Raw genomic sequence first — 20383 nt, 5'->3', positions numbered from 1 at the left:
CTCGCAATCCCGGGCAGTCGAAAGGAACTTGCATGTCACGTGCAGTAGGTATTGACCTCGGAACCACCAACTCGGTCGTCTCGGTCCTGGAGGGTGGCGAGCCCACCGTCATCGCGAACGCCGAGGGCGCCCGCACCACGCCGTCCATCGTCGCGTTCTCCAAGTCCGGCGAGGTCCTCGTCGGTGAGATCGCCAAGCGTCAGGCCGTCAACAACATCGACCGCACCATCGCCTCGGTCAAGCGCCACATGGGCACCGACTGGAACGTCAGCATCGATGACAAGAAGTACACCGCGCAGGAGATCTCCGCGCGCACCCTCCAGAAGCTCAAGACCGACGCAGAGAGCTACCTCGGCGAGAAGGTCACCGACGCGGTCATCACGGTTCCTGCGTACTTCAACGACGCCGAGCGCCAGGCAACCAAGGAGGCCGGCGAGATCGCCGGACTGAAGGTGCTGCGCATCGTCAACGAGCCCACTGCGGCCGCGCTGGCCTACGGCCTCGACAAGGGCAAGGAGGACGAGCTCATCCTCGTCTTCGACCTCGGCGGTGGAACCTTCGACGTCTCCCTCCTCGAAGTCGGTAAGGACGAGGATGCCTTCTCCACCATCCAGGTGCGCTCGACCTCCGGTGACAACCGCCTCGGCGGCGACGACTGGGACCAGCGCGTCGTGGACTACCTGCTCGCGCAGGCCAAGGCCAAGGGTGCTGACCTGTCCAAGGACAAGATCGCCCTCCAGCGTCTGAAGGAAGCCGCGGAGCAGGCCAAGAAGGAACTCTCCTCGGCCACCTCCACCAACATCTCGCTGCAGTACCTCTCCGTCACGGCGGACGGCCCTGTGCACCTCGACGAGCACCTCTCGCGTGCGAAGTTCCAGGACCTCACGAAGGATCTGCTGGACCGCACCAAGAAGCCGTTCAACGACGTCATCGCCGAGGCCGGCATCAAGGTCTCCGAGATCGACCACATCGTGCTCGTCGGTGGTTCCACGCGTATGCCCGCTGTCAGCGAGCTCGTGAAGGAACTCGCAGGTGGCAAGGAGCCGAACAAGGGTGTCAACCCTGACGAGGTCGTGGCCGTCGGCGCAGCACTCCAGGCCGGTGTCCTCAAGGGCGAGCGCAAGGACGTCCTCCTGATCGATGTCACCCCGCTGTCCCTGGGCATCGAGACCAAGGGTGGCATGATGACCAAGCTCATCGAGCGCAACACGGCCATCCCCACCAAGCGCAGCGAGACCTTCACCACCGCCGACGACAACCAGCCGTCGGTCGCCATCCAGGTCTTCCAGGGAGAGCGTGAGTTCACCCGCGACAACAAGCCGCTGGGCACGTTCGAGCTGACCGGCATCGCCCCGGCTCCCCGTGGTGTCCCGCAGGTCGAGGTCACGTTCGACATCGACGCCAACGGCATCGTCCACGTCTCGGCCAAGGACAAGGGCACCGGCACCGAGCAGTCGATGACCATCACCGGTGGCTCCTCGCTCTCCAAGGAGGACATCGACCGCATGGTGCGCGAGGCGGAGGAGCACGCCGCCGAGGACAAGACGCGCCGCGAGGCCGCCGACACCCGCAACGGTGCCGAGCAGCTCGCCTACTCCGTGGACAAGCTGATCGCAGACAACACGGACAAGCTGCCCGAGGACGTCAGGACCGAGGTCCAGTCGGACGTCGACGAGCTCAAGAAGGCGCTCGAGTCGCAGGACAACGACGACGAGGTCAAGGCAGCGTTCGAGAAGCTGCAGGCCTCCCAGTCGAAGCTCGGCGAAGCGATCTACGCCTCCGCCCAGCAGGACGCGGAGCAGCCCGGCGGTACGCCGTCGGACGATCAGCCGACCGGTGATGGTGGCGACGAGGACATCGTCGACGCCGAGGTGGTCGACGAAGACACCAGCGAGAAGAAGTAGCCATGCCGCACCACGGAAACGAAGAAGAGCACGAGTCGGAGCCGGTGAGCTTTCGCGACAATCGGAAGATCGACCCTGAGACGGGCAACGTCCGTGGGCAGCAGAACGACGCCGAAACACCGGTCCCGGACAGTTCCGGGACCGGTGGGCAGGCAGCACCCGCGGAGTCGGGCTCGGACCAGGACGCCCTCGCCCAGGCGGAGGCGATCCTGAACGAGGCCAGCGGCGAGGCGAGCGCCGCGGTGGACGTCGTCGGGGAACTGCGCGACGATCTGCTCCGCCTCCAGGCGGAGTACGTGAACTACCGCCGGCGGGTGGAACGCGATCGCGACGTGGCGCGCGAGCAGGCGGTTATCGGCGTGCTCAACTCGCTGATGCCCGTCCTCGACGACATCGACGCCGGTCGCCAGCACGGGGACCTGGTGGACGGGCCCTTCGCGGCGATCGCCGGGAAGCTGGAGGGCATTCTGGCCACGTACGGGCTCGCCCGTATCGACGAGGTCGGCGTGGCGTTCGACCCGAACATCCACGAAGCGCTCATCCAGCAGCCCAGCGCGGACGTCCAGTCGGACAGCGTCAGCCAGATCCTCCGCGTGGGGTACCGCAAGGACCAGCGCGTCCTGCGGGCCGCACAGGTGATCGTGGCCGTGCCGGAATAAGCGGCACCTTGTGTGCCGGGCCGGACCCGATCGGCGGCAACGAAATTCCGGCGGGCCCTGGCGGCCCTTGGAATATTAAAGCCGCCTTCCTCGGGAGCCGGCCCGGTATGCTCGCCACCCGGCGTTCCGGGGCCAGGCGCTGGTCGCCTTCCTCGGGAACCGGCCCGGCGCACACACCGCTCATCCCGCTCAGAACTTTTCAGCAGTACCTAGGAAGGAGACACCAGTTGGCCAGTCAGGATTGGGTCGATAAGGATTTCTACAAGATCCTCGGTGTCTCCAAGGACGCGAGCGACGCCGACATCAAGAAGGCGTACCGCAAACTCGCCCGGAAGCACCACCCGGACCAGAACCAGGGCGACACCGGATCCGAGAAGATGTTCAAGGACGTCTCCGAGGCGTACTCGGTCCTCTCCGATGCCGAGGAGCGCCAGCAGTACGACGCCATCCGTGCCATGGGCGGCGGTGCCCGCTTCTCCGCCGGTGGTGCCGGCGGCGGAGCAGGCGGGAGCGCAGGCTTCGAGGACGTCTTCGGCAATCTGTTCAACCAGGGAGCCGGGTCGCGCCAGCGCACCGGGTTCTCGAACGGCAACCTGCCCCCCGAGTTCGCCGATCTCTTCGGCGGCGGGTCCTCCGGCATGGGAGGCATGGGCGGCAGGGGATTCCCGGGCGGCTTCCAGACCTCCCGGCCGCAGAAAGGCGCCGATCGCACGGCGAGCACCTCCATCTCCTTCGCCGGGTCCATCAAGGGGACCACGATCGGGCTGCGCGAGCCGTCGGGCGAACAGGTCGACGTGCGTGTACCGGCCGGTATCCGCGACGGTCAGAAGGTCCGCGTCAAGGGCAAGGGACAGCCGGGACAGGCCGGGCCGGGCGATCTGATGGTCACGGTCAACGTCAAGGAGCACCCGCTCTTCAAGCGCGAAGGCGACAACATCCGCGTCCACGTGCCGGTGAGCTTCGACGAATCGGTGCTCGGAGCCCAGATCGAGGTCCCCACCCTCACCGGAGAGATGGTGAAGATGCGGATCCCCGCGGGAACGCCGTCGGGCCGTACGCTGCGGCTGAAGGGCCGGGGCGTGAAGACCTCGAAGGCCACGGGTGATCTGCTGGTGACGGTGGAGGTCGTGGTCCCGCAGAATCTGTCGAAGGAAGCCCAGGCCGCGGTGGAGGCGTTCCGCGACGCCACGAAGGACGCCGACCCCCGCGCGGGCCTCGCCGCGAAGGCCGGGCTGTGACAAGGATCGATCCGTAGTCCCAGAGTCGAGCACGCCGGCCACGCCGGTCACGGAAGGAGGTGGATCGTGGATCCCACAGCGCCCGTCTACGTGATCTCCGTGGCTGCAGAGCTCGCCGACATGCACCCGCAGACCCTGCGTCAGTACGACCGCCTGGGCCTGGTGACCCCCAGCCGCGCGGCCGGTCGCGCCCGGCGCTACTCGCAGAAGGACGTCAGCACCCTGCGGGAGATCCAGCGCCTGTCACAGGAGGGGGTGTCGCTGGAGGGCATCCGGCGCATCCTCGAGCTCGAGGACCGTGTGGCGGCGCTGCAGTCGCGCATCCTCGAACTGGCAGCGGAGCTCGCGGCACGGCCGACGTCCGCCGACTCGAGCCGCGTCTTCGCGGCCGGACTGGCCGGCGACGTCGTCACCCTGGCGCGCGGACAGCGCCCCCGCCCGCGCAGCCAGGCACTCGTGGTGTGGCGGCCGGGTAGGTCCCTGTACTAGCTCCGGTCTCCGGCACATCACATCCGGTAATGTGCAGGCTCAGCCGTCGAAGTGCGTGAGTGCCGGTTCGGCGGACACCGAACCGATGACCGTTGCCGCGAGCTCCCGGACCTTGAGATTGCGGGCGCTGCTGGCAGCCTTGAGGATGGTCATGGCGCTGTCCTGACTGCAGCGGTTCTGCGCCATGATGATGCCCGCTGCGAGGTCGATCACCGTCCGGGAGGCCATCGCGGCCTCGAGCTGCTCGGCCCTGTCGCTGCTGCCGGCCATCCGGACCGCGATCGCGACGGTCGTCGCCACGGTATCGGCGAGGATCTGCGCCTCGTCGAGATCGGTTGCCGAGAAGGCGTGAGGGTTGTCGGCGTACAGATTGATCGCGCAGCCGGTGCCGCTCTCCCTGCCGGCACCCTCCTCATCCCCTGCAACGGGAAGGGTGATCGGTACCGCCAGGATGGAGCGTAGTCCGTGATGAGCCACCTCGGCGCGGTATTCGGGCCACCGCTGATCCTGGTCGAGCACATCGTGGACGTGGTTGGTGGTCCGGTGGCGGGCGGCGTCCAGGCAGGGGCCGTCCCCGAACGAGTACTGGAGCTCGTCCATGACCTGTGCCCGTGCGCTGCTGCTCGCCACCGTCACGGCGGAGCGCGGCCGGATCAGCGTGATGCCGCACAGCACCGTCCTGTCGGCGGTGGTGAGACTCTGCGCGATGAGCCGGGCGAGGCGACCCATGAAGTCACGGACGGCCGTGCTGTCGAGTACCAGTGACTGCAGCGTCGGGGCCAGCTCCCGGACGGACCGGGGTGGGCTCGCACCGGGCGATGGATGATTCATCAGGAAGGTCCTCACGGTCGATGTCGGGTCCACCCGCGGAGCCTGACCGCGAACGGCACGGTGGAACACGCCCGCACCGCCCGCCGTCGAGCGGTGGCCCCACTGTACAGGCCATGATTTTCCGCAGGGAAGGCAGGTATCGCTACCAGAAGCCGGAGATCCTGTCAGGATGCAAGCACCGGACGTGGTGGCGCCTGCCGGTAGTAAGCTTGCTGAGTAATAGGCGGGAACACGTGTTCCCGGGACATCGATCCAGGTTTCGTCGGAACGACTCGTCGGCGCCTGCACGGAGGCTTGCAGATGGATCAGCAGGGACATGCCAGGCGGATCCGAGATGCCCTGTCCGCCTCGGGAGTGACGCTCGACGAGGTGTGGGTGAGCTACTACTCGATCGGTGGACGGGTGTCCCAGTTCGAGCTCGAGGCCTTCGTGGGGGGAGTGCTGCAGCTGTCCAGGACGGAGTGCGAGTTGCTGGGTGAAGCCACCAACCACCTCCTGGCCGAGTCGACGGACACTACCGCTGCGCTGATCCCGCCGTGTCCACCCGACGGCTCGGATCAGGCGCAGGAAACGGCCACCGACTCGCGACGGGGTCTGGGGGTGGTCGGCGCCTTCCTGTTCACGGAGGAGGAACAGGAGGTGGAACGCCTCGCATCGGTGGCGCGGACGGAGCTGCTGGACACCGCGGGCGAGGAACGCTTCGATCGCATCACGCGGGAGGCGAAGGACTTCTTCCAGTGCAGCTCGGCCACGATCGCGCTGATCGACGACCGCCGGCAGTTCCTCAAATCCGTCCTCGGGCCCGTCCAGCAGGACATGCCGCGGAAGATCTCCTTCTGCAACGCCACCATCCGCAGCGCCGGGCCCCTGATCATCCGCGATGCACGAGCGGACCTCCGTTTCCGGACCAGCCCCCTGGTGGTGGGCGCTCCCTACATCCGCTTCTACGCCGGCTATCCCGTGCGCGGCCCCGGGGGATGGACGGTGGGTACGCTCTGCGTGATGGACCAGGAGCCACGGGCCTACTCCTCCCGGGACGGGAAGAAGCTCCGGTCCCTGGCCCGCGAGGTCGAGGCCGAGATCAACGGTCCGCTGGAGATCCCCGGGAACAGCTGACGGGGTGACCCGGAGCCGTCGCCCGCTCGCGGCGTCCGGGCCCGGACTCAGGCGGTCGGCGTCGCGGTACTGGCGCGCACCACGAGCGCCGTGCGCGCCGGATGATTGACGGATTGCAGCGTCGACGGATCCTGGAGGACCTGCAGGAGGCGCTCGACGGCCCGCCGGCCCTGCTCCTGGGGGAACTGTGCCACCGTGGTCAGGCCGAGTGCCTCGCCCAGCTCGTGTCCGTCGATCCCGATGATCGAGACGTCGTCGGGGACGCGCAGGCCGAGCTCGCGAGCCGCGAGGAGGGCGCCGATGGCCATCTCGTCCGAGGCGCAGAAGACCGCCGTCGGCCTGTCGTGCGGGTGGCCCAGGAGTTGCCGCGCCTCGACCATCCCGGACTGGATCGTGAAGTCCGCGGCAAGCTGCCAGGATCTCCGCGCTTCCAGGCCGGCGCCTTTCAGCGCCGCTTCGTAGCCGTGCCGACGCGTCCCGGCGATCCGGAAGTCCTTCTCCGCGACCTCGTAGCCGCCGATGTGGGCGATGCGGCGATGACCGAGTCGGATGAGGTGCTCCGTCGCGAGCGCGGCGATCTCGTGGTCGTCCACGCTGTAGGTCTCCGCGCCCGGCAGGGGTCCGCCGATCCCCACCACGGGCTTCCCCACCGACAGGAGCTGGTCCAGTTCGTCCCTGCCCAGTTCGAGCGAGACGGGGATGACGCCGTCGCAGCGCTGGCGCAGGAGGAACTCGGACAGGACGCTCTCGCGATGGGCGGCGTCGTCGTTCAGGTTGTAGAGCGTGAGGTCGTACCCCGCCCGGAGCAGCGCGGCGGCCACACTGTCCACGATCTGGGAGTAGTACCAGCGGGCCACCGAGGGTACCACCACGCCGATGTTGCGGTGCCGTCCGGAGGCGAGGGACGACGCCGTGGAGCTCGCGACGAAGCCGAGCTCGCTCGCGGCCTCCAGCACCCGGGCGCGGGTGCCGGCCGAGACACGGCCGTTGCCGCTGAGGGCGCGGGACACCGTGGCCGTGGAGACGCCCGCCCGGTGGGCGACGTCCCTGATGCCGACCATCCCCTACCCCCGGCCCGCCCCGGTCAGGAGCCAGACGCACGCATTCGGGGCGAGCAGTCCGTCGACGACGGCGTCGGGCATGCTCGCGGCGATGACGGCCCCCTCCGGCAGCGGCGCGGCGAACTCGCCCATGTTCAGGAGCACCATCACGTCCTCGTTCCGGAAGGCGACGACGTCGCCCCGCTCGAACTCGCGGGACCAGCTGAGGGACCCGGCGCCCAGGCGCAGGTCCCGCCGGAGCCGCAGCGCCGTGCGGTAGAGCGAGAGCGTGGAGTCCGGGTCCTCCGATTGGAGATCGCGTGCGTAGCCGGCCCACCCCTCCGGCTGGGGAAGCCAGGGCGTCCCCGCGGCATCGACGAAGCCCGCCGCAGGCGCCCCGGCGCGCCAGGGCAGGGGTACGCGGCACCCGTCACGGCCGAGGCGGTCCCCGCCGGTGCGTGCGAAGGTCGGATCCTGGCGGGCGTCGTCGGGCATCGCGGTGTGGTCGGGAAGACCCAGTTCCTCGCCCTGGTACACGTAGATGCCGCCCGGGAGGGCGAACATGGACAGGGAGGCCGCGCGGGCCCGCGCCAGACCGATGGCCGTGTCCGGCTGCGGATCTGCGGCCCCGATGCCGTCCCCGCCGCGGGGGGCGCCGGAGGTGAGACCGAAGCGGCTCGTATGCCGGACGACGTCGTGGTTGCTCAGGACCCACGTGGTGGGGGCGCCCACCGTGTCGAAGGCCGCGAGCGACGACGAGACCACGCTGCGCAGGCCGTGCGCGTCCCAGGGGTTATGCAGATAGGCGAAGTTGAACGCCTGGTGCATCTCGTCGGCACGGACCCAGTCCGCGAGTCGCGGCAGGGGATCGATCGAGGCCTCCGCGCAGAGGATGCGCTCGCCGTCGTACTCCGCGAGGATGCTCCGCCACCTGCGGTAGATCGCGTGGATCCCGTCCTGGCCGAACATGGGTGCCTCCCACCCGGGGAAGCCCTCCGTGGACCCGCCGTCCGCGCGTCCTCCCCAGTCGGGCAGGCCCTGGGCCTTGATGAGTGCGTGGGCCACGTCAACCCGGAAGCCCCCGACCCCGCGATCGAGCCAGAAGCGGAGGATCCGCTCGAACTCGGCATGGACCGCGGGGTTGTCCCAGTCGAAGTCCGGCTGGGAGGAGTCGAACAGATGCAGGTACCACTGGCCGGGCGTGCCGTCCGGGTCGACGGTCCTCGTCCAGGCCGGTCCGCCGAAGTGCGACTGCCAGTTGTTCGGGGGCTCGTTGCCGTCGGTGCCCCGGCCGTCGCGGAAGATGAACATCGCCCGTGCTGCGGAATCCGCCGGCGCCGCCAGGGCGGCCCGGAAGAGCGCGTGATCGCTGGAGCAGTGGTTCGGGACGAGATCGACGATCACGCGGATCCCGAGCTGGTCCGCGCGTGCCACGAGCACGTCGAAGTCGGCGAGGGTGCCGAAGAGGGGGTCCACGTCGCAGTAGTCGGCGACGTCGTAGCCGCCGTCGCGCTGGGGCGAGGTGTAGAAGGGGGAGAGCCAGACGGCGTCGATACTGAGCTCCGCCAGTCGCTGCAGTTCGGCGGTGATCCCGGGGAGATCCCCGACGCCGTCGCCGTTCGAGTCGCGGAACGAGCGCGGATACACCTGGTAGATGACGGACGAACGCCACCACTGGTCGTCCGCGGATGCGAGGTGGAGGGGCTCGTGGAAGGCGGCCGATGCGGCTGCGTGCCGTTCGTGCAGGACGGGGAGGATCTCGGACATGCGCCCCAGCGTAACGGCGGAGAAGGACGGCATGGAAACGCTTGCACAGCGAACTCCTCCTTTCCTGCGCCGATCCTTCCAATATTTCGTCTTTATTGCTGCTCCGTTTCAGTACCACTGTGGAAGCGTTTACACTCACGCTGCGGAAGGACGCCGCCGCTGCTGCCGGCCCGGTGCGTCCGCGGTACCCGGACAGCTGGAATTTGCCGGATGACCCGGGCAGACTTGGGGCATGGATCTCCGCTCCGAGGTACCCCGTGCTTGAGCCCTTCGTCGAGGCCCTGGCCATCGGCGCCGGGGTGGTCGCCGCCCTCGGGGCCGGAACGGGCGTGGCCGGCTGGCTCGTGGTCCGGAGGATCAGGCGCACGCGCATCATCGAGCGCACCAGGGACCGGGGCATGCTCGCCGCCCGCGCCTACGCCCCCGATCGCCTGACCAGGGAGCCGGCCCGCCTCATCGTCGAGTTGCAGAGATCCTCACGTGCCACCCACGGCGCGCTGGCCGAGGCGGCGGCGCAGGGACGACCGGTGGGGGATCTGCCCCGCGCCGCCGAGGAGATCGACCGTGCGGCGGCGTCGCTGGAGGGTCTGCTCCGCACGGCGGACCGCGAGCCGAATCGTGCACTCAAGCAGGAGTGGACCAGCGATCTCGGCGCGCAGGCCCGCGCACTCGACGAGCTCTCCGCCGACCTGCGCCGCTGCCTCCTGCAGACCTCCCGGTCCATCGACACGCGGCAGCTCGAACAGGCCACCGGTCGCCTGCGCACCGAGATCTCGGCCATGGCGACCTGGCGGGACTCCTACGGCAACCGTCAGGACGGGTGACCGGTCCACCGCGCCAGCCGTCCATCATCCACCACCCCGGGAGTCAGGCAGTGTCGATCAAACGCCGCATCACGCGCATCGTGCGGGCTAACCGCGCCACGAGTGCGGAGTCCGGGCAGGATCCACGGACCCAGGCGCAGAACGCGCAGCAGGCGCAGCGGTCCCTGCTCGAGCAGGCCCGCCGTGGAGCGGCCGACGTCGCGGCGCACCACCACCGCGTGGGTCTCGCCGCGAACGAGGCCGCCGCCTATCTCAACCGTGTCGAAGCGGCGGTGGCAGCGGCGGTGCAGCGCGGGGACGACGACGCCGCCCGAGCCGCGATCCGCGAGTCCATGACCGCGCGACGCCGCCTCGAGACGCTGACGGCGCAACTCCGTGAGGCGGAACAGCAGGCCCGACGGCTCCATGAGGACGTGCGTCGCCTCGAACAGCGTGTCGAGCAGAACGCGTTGGACTACGACGCCATGCTCGCGCGACGCGCGGCGGCCCGAGCGACGCTCGGCGTCCACGATGCGCTCGCCTCGTCGTCCCGGGAGGCCGCCGCGATCGAGGCCGCCCGCCGGAGTGCCGAGCTCGAGGTGCGTCGCTTCGAGGCCCAGGTGCAGGCCCGCGAGGAGCTGTCCTGGACCGATCCGTCGTCCCGGCGGTTGCAGCAGGCCTTCGAGGAGCTCGAGGCGGACGCTGCGGCCCAGCAGGAACTGGACGAGCTCAAGCGGAGACGATCCCGGGATCACCCGCCCGCGCCGTAGCCGCGTTGCTAGACTCGGCGCATGACCGAGCTCAAGGATTCCCACGTCCTCGTCGTCGGCGCCACCGGGGTCCTGGGCTCCGCGGTGTGCCGCAGGCTCGCGGCCCAGGGCGCACGGCTGACGCTGTCCGGCCGTTCCGGGGACAGACTCGCGGCGCTCGCCGACGAGCTCGGCGACGCCGTCGTCGGGCGGGTCGCGGCCGATCTCGGCAAGCCCGCCGGTCCCGGGGAGATCGCCGCAGCAGTCGAGGGCACCGGGCTGGAGGGAGTGGTCTTCGCCGCCGGTGTGGTCGCCTTCGGTCCGGCCGTCGAGGTCGACGACGACACCCTCGACGAGCTCCTGCTCGTCAATCTGCTCGGGTACATGCGGCTCATGCGGGAGCTTGCACCCACGCTCCCGAAGGGCTCGTTCGTGGCCCAGATCAGCGCGGTCGTCGCCGAATCGCCCACCGCCGGCATGGCGGCCTATTCGGCCACCAAGGCGGGGCTCAGCGCCTACGGGAAGGCGCTGACCCTGGAACTGCGGAGACAGGGCGTGACGGTCCTCGACGCGCGGCCCCCGCACACCGAGACCGGCCTGGCCTCCCGTCCGATCGCGGGACAGGCGCCGAAGCTGCCGCGGGGCAAGGATCCCGAGGCGGTCGCCGAGCGCATCGTCGCCGCGATCCGCGACGGCGAACGGGACCTGCCGTCATCGGCGTTCTGAGCAGCGGGTATCGCTCCCGGACCGGCGGGATCACGCTCCGGTCCGGGTAGGTCGCTCGGATAGCGTCCGGAGCGCCTGCACGACGGACCATCCCAGCAGCACCGCCCCTGAACCGACGCCGGACACCGCGGACACCAGTCCGGCGCGATCGCCTCACGCGAAGTCCTGCACCTTCTTCCAGGTCGGGTCGAGTGTGTGCCGGGCCCTCGCGCGGCGGGTCCGCCGGGCTGTCCGCTGTAGGACCGCCCGGGCTCCCGGGTCCTCGGAATCGGAGTAGACGTGGAGCGTGCGCACTCCCCCCGTGGTCTCGGCGGCGACGAGCATGCCGCGCGCCCCCACTTCCTCGACGAGAGCGTCCTCGATCGTCTGCAGCGTGTCCTCTGCTGTGGAGCGGGGGAGTCCCTCGTCGTCGGCGTCGAACGGCACCGTCAGGGCGGTGTGGAGATCGAAGCGGGGATGATCGATCCAGCGCAGCGGACGCCGCACCCTCACCCGGACGGGGCGCCCGCTGCCGAAGGCACCCTCCAGGAGCAACCAGTCCGGCGATCGCTGATCGGCCGCGAACTCCGCGACCCGGGCCGGTAGCTCGAGCGCCGGGATGCTGCCCACGACGTCGTGCACGAGGCAGTCCGTCCGCCGCACCCAGCGATGCACGTCGTCCTCGCCCAGCAGCCACTCGAGCAGCAGGCTGCACAGGCCGTACTCGTCGTCCCACTTGCCGGTGAAGCCGGGATTGAAGACGGAGACGATGAAGCCGTCGCCCGCCCGCGTGACGGCTGCGTGGATGCGGGTGCGCGTGAGGTCGAAGGTCCTGCCACGGTAGGTGATCGTGGCCTCCAGCATGGCGGGTCTCGCGCTGCGGGCGGGCGCGAAGTCCCAGCGCCGGCCCGGTGGCGGCGCAGCACGGAACCAGCGCTCGGCGACCGCACGCAGCGAGGCGTCCGACCCGCCGGAGACGTAGAGCGTGTGTTCGGCGTCCGCGCCCGGACGGGTCTCCCACTCCAGACCCCGAGCCATCGCCGTGACACGCCGGGTCATCACCTTCGCGTAGGCGTCGAGGTCGCCCGCGCGGGTCGCGGCCGTGAGCAGTTCCTCGCCGTCGTCCGCCCACCACCGCCAGAAGGCCCCCACCGGATCTCTGCCGGTCCCGCGCGGCCGGACCCACCGGCGCCTGACACGTCCCATGATCCCCGCGATCCCCTGCTGATGGCCCCGGATGTTCCGACCCCAGAGAATCTACACCGTGGGGACCCGGGGACTGAGGATCCATCGGCACGCCCCGCCTGGACCTTGACGCGGAGAAGGCGCGGAAGGGCGTCGTCGACCACGCGTCGAAAGACTTCTGCGCACAGCCGGCCTCGTCCCGGCTCTCGGACACTCGTCGCTTCAGGGCGACTCGATGCCGGCCTCCTGTCCGGCGCCACGCCGGGAATTTTCGGTCCGGGGCAGGGTTGGGTCTGAGTATGAAAGCAATCGTGTACCGCGCAACCGGTGATCCCTCCGTCCTCCAGCTCGCGGACCGGGAGACCCGTGACCCGGGGCCCGGGGAAGTGCGCGTGAGGGTCATGGTCTCCGCCGTGAACCCCACCGACTGGAAGTCGCGCCGCGGCACTGCTCCGGGTGAGGCGCTGCCATTTCCGGAGGTGGTCCCGAATCAGGACGGCGCCGGGGTGGTGGACGCCGTCGGCCCCGGCGTCGAGGGTCTTCACATCGGTGACCGGGTCTGGGTGGTCCTGGCTGCGTACCACCGCGCCGACGGCGGTACGGCGCAGGAGTTCACCGTGCTGCCGGCAGAGCAGGTCTTCCCACTTCCCGAGAGTGCCGGGTTCGATCTCGGCGCGAGCCTGGGCGTTCCCGCCGTCACGGCGCATCGGGCCCTCACCATCGCCGAGGACGGCCCGCGGCGACTGCACCCCGGGGCGCTGGCCGACACCGTGGTCCTCGTCGCCGGAGGTGCTGGTGCTGTCGGTCATGCGGCGATCCAGCTGGCGAAGTGGGCCGGGGCGGTCGTGATCACGACGGTGAGCGGACCGGCGAAGGGCACGCTGGCCGCCGCTGCCGGCGCCGACCATGTCGTCGATTATCGGGCGGGCGACCCTGCCGCGGAGATCCGCCGGATCGCTCCCCGGGGTGTCGACCAGATCGTGGAAGTGGCCCCCGCGCAGAACGCCGACCTCGATCTGGCAGTGATCCGCAATCGCGGCTCCATCGCTGTCTACGCCAACAACGGCGGCGATCAGGTGAGTTTGGACGTGCGCAAGCATTTCAGCCTCAATGTCCGATACCAGTTCGTACTGCTCTACACGGTCGGCATGCCCGAGGTGCACGCCGCGGCCGAGGACATCAACGCCGCCATCGCCGACGGCGTCCTGTCCGTGGGGGAGGCCGCCGGCCTGCCGCTCCACCGCTTCGTCCTCGCCGACACGGCGGCGGCTCACGCCGCGGTGGAAGAGGGGATCACCGGCAAAATGCTGATCGACGTGTCGGCGGGTTGACGGCAGGTTCCCGGGGCGTCTAATGATGGTGCCCATGGTGACTTCTTCCAGGACACTCCATGCCTGAGTGGGTACTTGCCGGCGGTGCCGGGCTCGTCGCGGGCGCGGCGCTGCTGGTCGGCAGCGCCATCGCGTGGTTCGTCCAGGTGCCGACCCGCGTCGTGGCGGCGGTGATGGCGTTCGGGTCGGGTGTGCTGATCTCGGCGCTGACCTTCGAGCTGGTCGCGGAAGCCTCCGACCAGGGCGGCCTGGCCCCCACGGCCTTGGGGTTCCTCACGGGCGCGGTGGTCTACGTGGGGTCGAACCTGGTTCTGGCGCGGTACGGGGCACGGCACCGCAAGCGGTCCGGCACCCAGCAGTCCTCGGAGCAGGACCAGTCCGGCAGCGGGGGCGCCATCGCCATCGGGGCCCTGCTGGACGGCGTCCCGGAGTCCATGGTCCTGGGACTGAGTTTCCTGGCCGGCGGCGGCGTGAGCGTCCCCATGTTCGCGGCCGTCTTCATCTCCAATGTTCCCGAGGGCCTCTCCAGCACCGCCGGGTGGAAGCGGGCCGGGAGGGGCGCCGGATACGTCTTCGGGATCTGGGGCGCCATCGCCCTCGCCTCGGGCCTTGCTGCCCTGGCCGGTTACCTGCTGCTCGACGGCGCTGCCCCCGGGACCCTGGCGTTCGTCAACGCCCTCGCGGCAGGGGCCATCCTGGCGATGATCACCGACACCATGATCCCGGAGGCCTTCGAATCCGCGTCGCTGTACTCGGGCCTCATCGCCACACTGGGTTTCCTGGCAGCCTTCACCTTGCACTCCGCATGAGGCCCGAGACCATCGCGGCGCACCGGTCACGAACCCTGATCCTGATGCCCGCACAGGAGGTGCGCCCATGGACGTCCTCCTGACCCTCGTCGGGCTCGTCCTCGTGGTCCTGGGGCTGCGGGACATGTATCACAGCCTGATCCACCCCAGCGGCAAGGGAGCCCTGAGCCATGGGCTGATGTACGGGCTGTGGCGGATCTCCTACGCCACGGGCCACCGGTTGGGACCCGTAGGGCCGGGGGCGATGGCGGCGGCCGTGGCCCTGTGGGTCACGCTGCAGGTCATGGGCTGGGCGCTGGTGTACCTGCCGCACGTCCCCGGCGGGTTCGTGTACTCCTCGGGGCTGGATCCGGCCCGCTACGACAACCTCGCCGAGGCCGTCTACATCTCGCTGGTGGCCCTGGCCACCCTGGGCCTCGGGGACGTGGTCGCCTCCGACCCCTGGATGCGGCTGGTCATGCCGGTGGAGGCCCTGACCGGCTTCGCGCTGCTCACCGCTGCCCTGACCTGGTTCACGCAGGTCTACTCGCCGCTGTCCCGCCGTCGTGCCCTGGCCCTGCGCCTGCACGGCTTGGCCCGCGCCGACTACGCGGCCCACCTCCCGCAGCTCGATCCCGCGGCGGCCGGGCGGACGCTGGAGTCCGTGGCGGCCGACGTCGGTCAGATGAGGATCGACCTCACGCAGCACACCGAGACGTACTACTTCCGGGAGGGCGATCCCGAGCTGGCACTGGCGTGCCAGCTGCCCTACGCCCTGACGCTCCGGGACAGCGCGGCAGCGAGTGACCAGCCGCAGCTGCGTGCCGGCGCCCGGGTGCTCGCGGCGGCCCTGGACCAGCTGGCCGCGAAGCTCGACCACGACTTCCTGCACACCGACGGGACGCCGGAGGAGGTGACGGCCGCGTATGCCCGGGACCACGCCGGGGCCGGACGCCGGAGCGGCTAGGTGCTCTGCGTCATGACCCCGGCGGTGCCTGCACGGCTCGGCTCCCCGGAGCCCGGCGGAGGGCCGCGACGGCGAGGAGCCCGGACAGCAGCGCGAGGGCACCGGCGAACCCGGCGACCCCCGGCCAGTCGAACTGCGCGAAGAACAGGCCACCGAGCCACCCGAGAACACTGGATCCGGCGTAGTACGCGAAGTTGTACAGCCCCGACGCCTGCGCGCGCCCCGTGGTCGCCAGCGCCGGCGTCCAGCCCGAGGCGACGGAGTGCGCCGCGAAGAAGCCGCCGGTGAAGATCAGCAGGCCGACGACGATGAGGGGGATCGAGTCGGCGAGCGTCACCGCGAGGCCGAGGAGGATCACCGGGACCGCGGCGAGCAGGACCGGCAGGCGTCCCACCCGCACGCTGAGGCTCCCTGCGAGGCGAGAGGTGACGGTCCCGGAGAGATACGCGAGGAACAACAGGCTCACGAGCGAGGCGGGCAGGAGGAACGGCGGTGCCTCGAGGTGGAAGCCGAGATAGTTGTAGACCGCGACGAATCCCCCCATGAGCAGGAACCCCTGCCCGTAGAGGGCCAGCAGGCGCAGCGACCGCAGATTCGCCGCGACCCGGTGCGCGAGCGACGGTCCGCTGCCCCGCACGCTCGGGGTGAAGCCGCGGGAGCGCGGCGCGAGGAGGAAGAAGGCGACGGCGGCCCCGCCGGCCAGGACACTGACGGCCAGCACACCGATCCGCCAGCCGAACAGGTCCCCGACCGGCCCGGCCACGAGGCGCCCGGCGAGACCACCGAGCGTGGTCCCGGCGATGTAGGTCCCCGCGGCGACGGCCGCGTGCAGCCGCTGCACCTCCTCGTGCAGGTACACCAGGGCGGTCGCGGGAACCCCACCGAGCGCCACGCCCTCGAGGAAGCGCAGCAGGATCAGCAGCTCGAAGGTGGGTGCCACCGCGGCGAGCAGACCCAGGACGACGGCGGCGCCGATGGCCCAGCTCATGGTCCGCTTGCGACCGGCCCGGTCGGCCACGGCCGACCACGGGATGACCGCGAGGGCGAGCCCGAGGGTCGCGGCGGAGACCGACAGTGCGGCGTCCGCGGGGGAGACCGCGAACTCCGAGGCGACGCCGGTGAGGACGCCCTGCAGCGAGTACAGCTGGGCGAACGTGGCCAGACCGGCGAAGAGCAGGGCGAACAGGAGGCGGCGGTAGGGAGCGGAATCCCTCGCGTGGCCCTGCCACGGCACCGCGGTCATGGACCGGCTGCGGGCAGCAGCATCGGCGTGTTCCCGGGTGCCATCCCCTTCAGCGGCGACGGTAGGCGAGGTCGAAGACCATCCGCCCCGCGGTCAGGGCCTTGTTCTCGAAGCTAGTGGGGATCCGGCCGTCGAAGCGCGGAGCCCAGCCCCCGAGGGTGTCGATCCCCTCGTTGATCCCCGTGTTGCCGGTGCTGACCGGGTCCTTGCCCGCACGGACGGGTGCTCCACCCACCACGGTCTCCACACCGCTCTCCCACACCTGGGTCAGCGGGCTCCGCGCACCGGAGCGTTCGCCGTCGTGCAGGTTCTCGAAGTGTCCGCTCGCCTCCAGGACGGCGCGCATCTGCACCGCGTAGCTGGACCAGTCCGTGGCGAGCCGGAACACGCCGCCGGGCTGCAGGACCCGAGCCACCAGCTCCACGTAGTCCTCCTTGACGAGTCGGCGCTTGTGGTGGCGGGTCTTGTGCCACGGGTCCGGAAAGAAGGTCCACACCTCCGCCGCAGCGGACTCCGGGATCATGCCGGCGAAGGCCTCGGCCGCATCGACCTGACCGGTCCGCACGTTGGTGAGCCCCTCCTGGCTGATCCGCAGCATGGTCTGGGCCAGACCCGGGCGGTAGACCTCCAGGGCCAGGTAGTTCCGGTGCGGGTCGCGGGCTGCTGCGGCCGCCACTGCCTCGCCGAGGCCGGAACCGACCTCGATCACCAGGGGCGCCGACCGGCCGAACGCGGCGTCGACGTCGAGGACGAACCCCGGCGCCACCGAGGTGTCGGCGCCGTGGACGCGCGGCACCTCGAGGAGGAAGTCCTCGGCCAGCTCCTCCCAGGCCTCCCGGCGCCGGCCCTGGAGGCGGGACCCGCGACGCACGAAGGACACGGGCTGCGTGCGGAACGGCTGATCGGGGGTCTGGGTCGGTGGTTCCATCACGCTCAAGGCTACCGGCAGGTCCTCGTGCTCCCGTGTCCGGGCCACGGCGTTCCCCTGTCGGTGCAGGGTCGGGACGGGGTGGGCCCCGACGCCGATGCAGGCAGCAGGCATGCCTGCTGCTAGGCTTGGAGGACTTGCCTGCGCACGGCGGACGTCGCCACCAGTACCACGCGCAGCCTGCGTCGATGAACGCATTCTTTTGTCCCGCACCTTCGCTCCCCGAGCAGGCGCGGTGGACACTGTCTGACTTTTCTTCGGCGAACCCCGGTCCCAACCGGTGCCGGGGAAGATGAGAAGAAAGCCCATAGCTCCTTTATGACTACTTTTGCTGCCCTCGGTGTGCCCAAGACGCTGGTCGAGAATCTCGCCGCGCAGGGGATCACCGAACCGTTCCCCATCCAGGTCAAGTCCCTGACGGACTCCATGGCCGGCAAGGACGTCCTCGGACGCGGTCGCACCGGCTCGGGCAAGACCCTGGCCTTCGCCCTGCCGATGGTGACCCGCCTGTCCGAGCAGGAGGCGGCCTACCGCCGCAAGCCCGGACGCCCGCTGGCGCTCATCCTGGCGCCCACCCGCGAGCTCGCCACCCAGATCAACGCGACCGTGGAGCCCCTCGCCGACGAGCTCGGGCTGAAGACCACCGTCATCTACGGCGGTGTCTCCCAGCAGCGCCAGGAGAAGGCGCTGCGCGCCGGCGTCGACATCGTGATCGCCTGCCCCGGCCGCCTCGAGGACCTGATGCGCCAGAAGCTCATCACGCTCGAGTCCGTCGAGATCACCATCCTCGACGAGGCCGACCACATGGCCGACCTCGGCTTCCTGCCGGTGGTCAAGAAGCTGCTCGACACCACGCCCGCCGACGGTCAGCGCCTGCTGTTCTCGGCGACATTGGACAACGGCGTGGACAAGATCGTCAACCGCTACATGACCAAGCCCGTCACGCACTCCGTCGACGACCCCCAGGCATCGGTCACCACCATGGAGCACCACGTCCTGCTGATCGGTGACCAGACGCAGAAGAAGCAGCTGATCGTCCAGCTCGCCTCCGGGACCGGGAAGCGGCTGCTGTTCATGCGCACCAAGCACCACGCACGCAAGCTCGCCAAGACCCTGACCGACGCCGGTATCCCGGCCGTCGACCTGCACGGGAACCTGTCGCAGAACGCCCGCGACAGGAATCTGGCCGAGTTCTCCTCCGGCGACGTCCGCGTGCTGGTGGCCACCGATGTCGCAGCGCGCGGCGTGCACGTGGACGACGTCGAGCTCGTGGTCCACGTGGACCCGCCCACGGAACACAAGGCCTACCTGCACCGCTCCGGGCGCACCGCCCGCGCCGGGTCCTCGGGCACGGTGGTCACGATCACGCTGCCCGAGCAGAAGTCCGAGGTGCACAAGCTCATGAAGGCGGCCGGCGTGGACGTCGCGTTCGAGACCGTCAAGGCCACCTCGCCGCACGTGCTCTCGCTGGTGGGCGACATGGCCGAGAAGATCGACCCCCGCACCCGCGCGGCCCTGCTCGCCTCACGGGAGGCGACGCGCGGCGAGGGGAACTCCACCGGGGCCAACGCCCAGCGCAAGCGCGCTCGCCGCGGTACCGCAGCTCCGGCTGCCGGAGGACGCGGCGGCAGGGGCGGGCGTGGGCGTGTCGCCGCGGAGTCCCCGTCGACGCAGGGCAACCGCGCCGAGCGTCGCAAGGACCAGCCGCAGGCACCGCGCTTCGGCTCCGACGCCGGGGCAGGAGCGTCGTCGGGCGGCTCGCGCGGCCGGGCCGCCGAGCCACGCACCACCTCCGAGACCTCGTCGCGCAGCCGACGCCCCGCCTCCGGGCAGCGCGTGGGCGATGCGGTACGCCGTCCGGCAGCAGGAGCCCCCGCGGCCCAGGGACGGGGCAGCTCGACATCGGCTCCCCGCTCCGAAGGCGCGCGGCGCTCCGGCGGGACGCGCAGGGCGAGCGCTCCGGCGTCGAACGAGCGCCGTCCGCGCTAGCGGGAACGGGTATCCCGGAAGTCCCCTGCCCGCTCATGGGGGCGGACGCGCCGTCCGGGGTGCGGTGCCGGACGGCGTACGGGAGAATGGGCCCATGAACGCACTCCTGAACATCATCTGGCTCCTGTTCGGCGGCATCTGGCTGGCCCTCGGGTATTTCGCGGCGGGGATCCTGTGCTGCCTGCTGATCGTGACCATCCCGTTCGGCATCGCCTCGTTCAGGATCGGCGTCTACGCGCTGTGGCCGTTCGGCCAGACCGTGATCAACAGGGGCGGACCGCTGGGTGCCTTCTCCACGATCGGCAACGTGATCTGGCTGCTCGTCGCCGGCATCTGGATCGCCGTCGGCCACGTGCTGACGGCCATCCCCATGTTCGTCAGCATCATCGGCATCCCGCTGGGTATCGCCAATCTCAAGCTCATCCCGGTCTCGCTGGCACCGCTGGGCAAGGTGATCGTCCCCTCGTCGTCGTACCTGCCCATGGTCCGCTGACACGACGTCCGGCACCCACCGGAACGGCACAGCAGAACGGCCGCCGCCCCTGCGGGACGGCGGCCGTTCTGCTGTGCACAGCTAGGGCGTGTCTCCTAACCGTTTGAGCCAGAGGGTGATCGCCCGCAGGACGGCCCCACCTCGGTAGGTGAGGGCGA

General features: G+C 70.2%; 19 protein-coding genes. 13 read left to right on the top strand and 6 right to left on the bottom strand.

The window, feature by feature from the left end:
* Positions 1-32: 32 nt before the first annotated feature.
* The 4 genes from dnaK (at position 33) to Q0747_RS10055 (ending at position 4290) form a co-directional block, all read left to right on the top strand.
* A complete protein-coding gene (gene dnaK, locus Q0747_RS10070; protein WP_298254213.1) occupies positions 33-1904 on the top strand; it encodes a molecular chaperone DnaK in 1872 nt (623 codons plus the stop codon).
* Between the two features lie 2 nt (positions 1905-1906).
* Entirely contained in the window at positions 1907-2563 is a 657-nt protein-coding gene (locus Q0747_RS10065) for a nucleotide exchange factor GrpE (protein WP_298254211.1), read from the top strand.
* 227 nt (positions 2564-2790) lie between these two features.
* On the top strand, positions 2791-3801 hold the full coding sequence (locus Q0747_RS10060) for a DnaJ C-terminal domain-containing protein (RefSeq protein WP_298254209.1): 1011 nt from the start codon (positions 2791-2793) through the stop codon (positions 3799-3801).
* 66 nt (positions 3802-3867) lie between these two features.
* Positions 3868-4290 (top strand): heat shock protein transcriptional repressor HspR, encoded by a 423-nt coding sequence (locus Q0747_RS10055; RefSeq protein WP_298254207.1) that lies wholly within the window; start codon positions 3868-3870, stop codon positions 4288-4290.
* A gap of 39 nt (positions 4291-4329) precedes the next feature.
* Here Q0747_RS10055 and Q0747_RS10050 read toward each other — a convergent pair whose 3' ends face one another.
* Positions 4330-5121 (bottom strand): GAF and ANTAR domain-containing protein, encoded by a 792-nt coding sequence (locus Q0747_RS10050; protein ID WP_298254204.1) that lies wholly within the window; start codon positions 5119-5121, stop codon positions 4330-4332.
* A 300-nt stretch (positions 5122-5421) separates the two neighbouring features.
* Here Q0747_RS10050 and Q0747_RS10045 point away from each other — a divergent pair, with 300 nt between their 5' ends.
* Positions 5422-6237: a GAF domain-containing protein gene (locus tag Q0747_RS10045; protein WP_298254202.1), complete on the top strand. Its 816-nt coding sequence runs from the start codon at positions 5422-5424 to the stop codon at positions 6235-6237.
* A gap of 47 nt (positions 6238-6284) precedes the next feature.
* Here the strand turns inward: Q0747_RS10045 and Q0747_RS10040 are convergent, their stop codons facing one another.
* Together Q0747_RS10040 and Q0747_RS10035 are read right to left on the bottom strand one after the other, a co-directional pair.
* Positions 6285-7298 carry a LacI family DNA-binding transcriptional regulator gene (locus tag Q0747_RS10040; RefSeq protein ID WP_298254200.1) on the bottom strand — a complete coding sequence of 338 codons (1014 nt, stop codon included), beginning with the start codon at positions 7296-7298 and terminating at the stop codon, positions 6285-6287.
* A gap of 3 nt (positions 7299-7301) precedes the next feature.
* Positions 7302-9044, bottom strand: a complete 1743-nt coding sequence (locus tag Q0747_RS10035; protein ID WP_298254198.1) for a glycoside hydrolase family 13 protein — start codon at positions 9042-9044, stop codon at positions 7302-7304.
* A 257-nt stretch (positions 9045-9301) separates the two neighbouring features.
* On the opposite strand from Q0747_RS10035, the gene Q0747_RS10030 reads away from it, so the two are divergent.
* Genes Q0747_RS10030 through Q0747_RS10020 form a run of 3 tightly spaced genes read left to right on the top strand, consistent with a single transcriptional unit; the run spans position 9302 to position 11322 of the window.
* Positions 9302-9868, top strand: coding sequence for a hypothetical protein (locus Q0747_RS10030; RefSeq protein ID WP_298254196.1), 567 nt, complete (start codon positions 9302-9304; stop codon positions 9866-9868).
* Positions 9869-9918: 50 nt separating this feature from the next.
* On the top strand, positions 9919-10617 hold the full coding sequence (locus tag Q0747_RS10025) for a PspA/IM30 family protein (protein WP_298254194.1): 699 nt from the start codon (positions 9919-9921) through the stop codon (positions 10615-10617).
* 21 nt (positions 10618-10638) lie between these two features.
* The gene (locus Q0747_RS10020; RefSeq protein WP_298254192.1) at positions 10639-11322 is read left to right on the top strand and encodes an SDR family oxidoreductase; all 684 of its coding nucleotides are present in this window, start codon (positions 10639-10641) and stop codon (positions 11320-11322) included.
* Positions 11323-11475: 153 nt separating this feature from the next.
* Here the strand turns inward: Q0747_RS10020 and Q0747_RS10015 are convergent, their stop codons facing one another.
* Positions 11476-12507, bottom strand: coding sequence for a DUF695 domain-containing protein (locus Q0747_RS10015; protein WP_298254190.1), 1032 nt, complete (start codon positions 12505-12507; stop codon positions 11476-11478).
* 278 nt (positions 12508-12785) lie between these two features.
* Between Q0747_RS10015 and Q0747_RS10010 the strand changes: the two genes are divergently transcribed.
* The 3 genes from Q0747_RS10010 to Q0747_RS10000 all read left to right on the top strand — a co-directional run bounded on the left by Q0747_RS10010 (position 12786) and on the right by Q0747_RS10000 (position 15572).
* Positions 12786-13817 (top strand): NADPH:quinone reductase, encoded by a 1032-nt coding sequence (locus tag Q0747_RS10010; RefSeq protein ID WP_298254188.1) that lies wholly within the window; start codon positions 12786-12788, stop codon positions 13815-13817.
* Between the two features lie 59 nt (positions 13818-13876).
* Positions 13877-14626, top strand: coding sequence for a ZIP family metal transporter (locus tag Q0747_RS10005; protein WP_298254186.1), 750 nt, complete (start codon positions 13877-13879; stop codon positions 14624-14626).
* A gap of 67 nt (positions 14627-14693) precedes the next feature.
* Positions 14694-15572 carry a potassium channel family protein gene (locus Q0747_RS10000; RefSeq protein ID WP_298254184.1) on the top strand — a complete coding sequence of 293 codons (879 nt, stop codon included), beginning with the start codon at positions 14694-14696 and terminating at the stop codon, positions 15570-15572.
* A 10-nt stretch (positions 15573-15582) separates the two neighbouring features.
* On the opposite strand, the gene Q0747_RS09995 is transcribed toward Q0747_RS10000, so the two are convergent.
* Both Q0747_RS09995 and trmB read right to left on the bottom strand, forming a co-directional pair.
* The gene (locus tag Q0747_RS09995; RefSeq protein ID WP_298254182.1) at positions 15583-16815 is read right to left on the bottom strand and encodes an MFS transporter; all 1233 of its coding nucleotides are present in this window, start codon (positions 16813-16815) and stop codon (positions 15583-15585) included.
* 49 nt (positions 16816-16864) lie between these two features.
* On the bottom strand, positions 16865-17743 hold the full coding sequence (gene trmB / locus Q0747_RS09990) for a tRNA (guanosine(46)-N7)-methyltransferase TrmB (RefSeq protein ID WP_298254466.1): 879 nt from the start codon (positions 17741-17743) through the stop codon (positions 16865-16867).
* A gap of 318 nt (positions 17744-18061) precedes the next feature.
* Between trmB and Q0747_RS09985 the strand changes: the two genes are divergently transcribed.
* Together Q0747_RS09985 and Q0747_RS09980 are read left to right on the top strand one after the other, a co-directional pair.
* The gene (locus Q0747_RS09985; protein WP_298254181.1) at positions 18062-19732 is read left to right on the top strand and encodes a DEAD/DEAH box helicase; all 1671 of its coding nucleotides are present in this window, start codon (positions 18062-18064) and stop codon (positions 19730-19732) included.
* A gap of 94 nt (positions 19733-19826) precedes the next feature.
* A complete protein-coding gene (locus tag Q0747_RS09980; protein ID WP_298254179.1) occupies positions 19827-20225 on the top strand; it encodes a YccF domain-containing protein in 399 nt (132 codons plus the stop codon).
* Positions 20226-20383 lie beyond the last annotated feature (158 nt).

This window comes from uncultured Arthrobacter sp. (genome assembly GCF_947493765.1).
Classification (GTDB): Bacteria; Actinomycetota; Actinomycetes; order Actinomycetales; family Micrococcaceae; genus Arthrobacter_D.
This window is presented reverse-complemented; position numbering and strand designations above follow the sequence as displayed.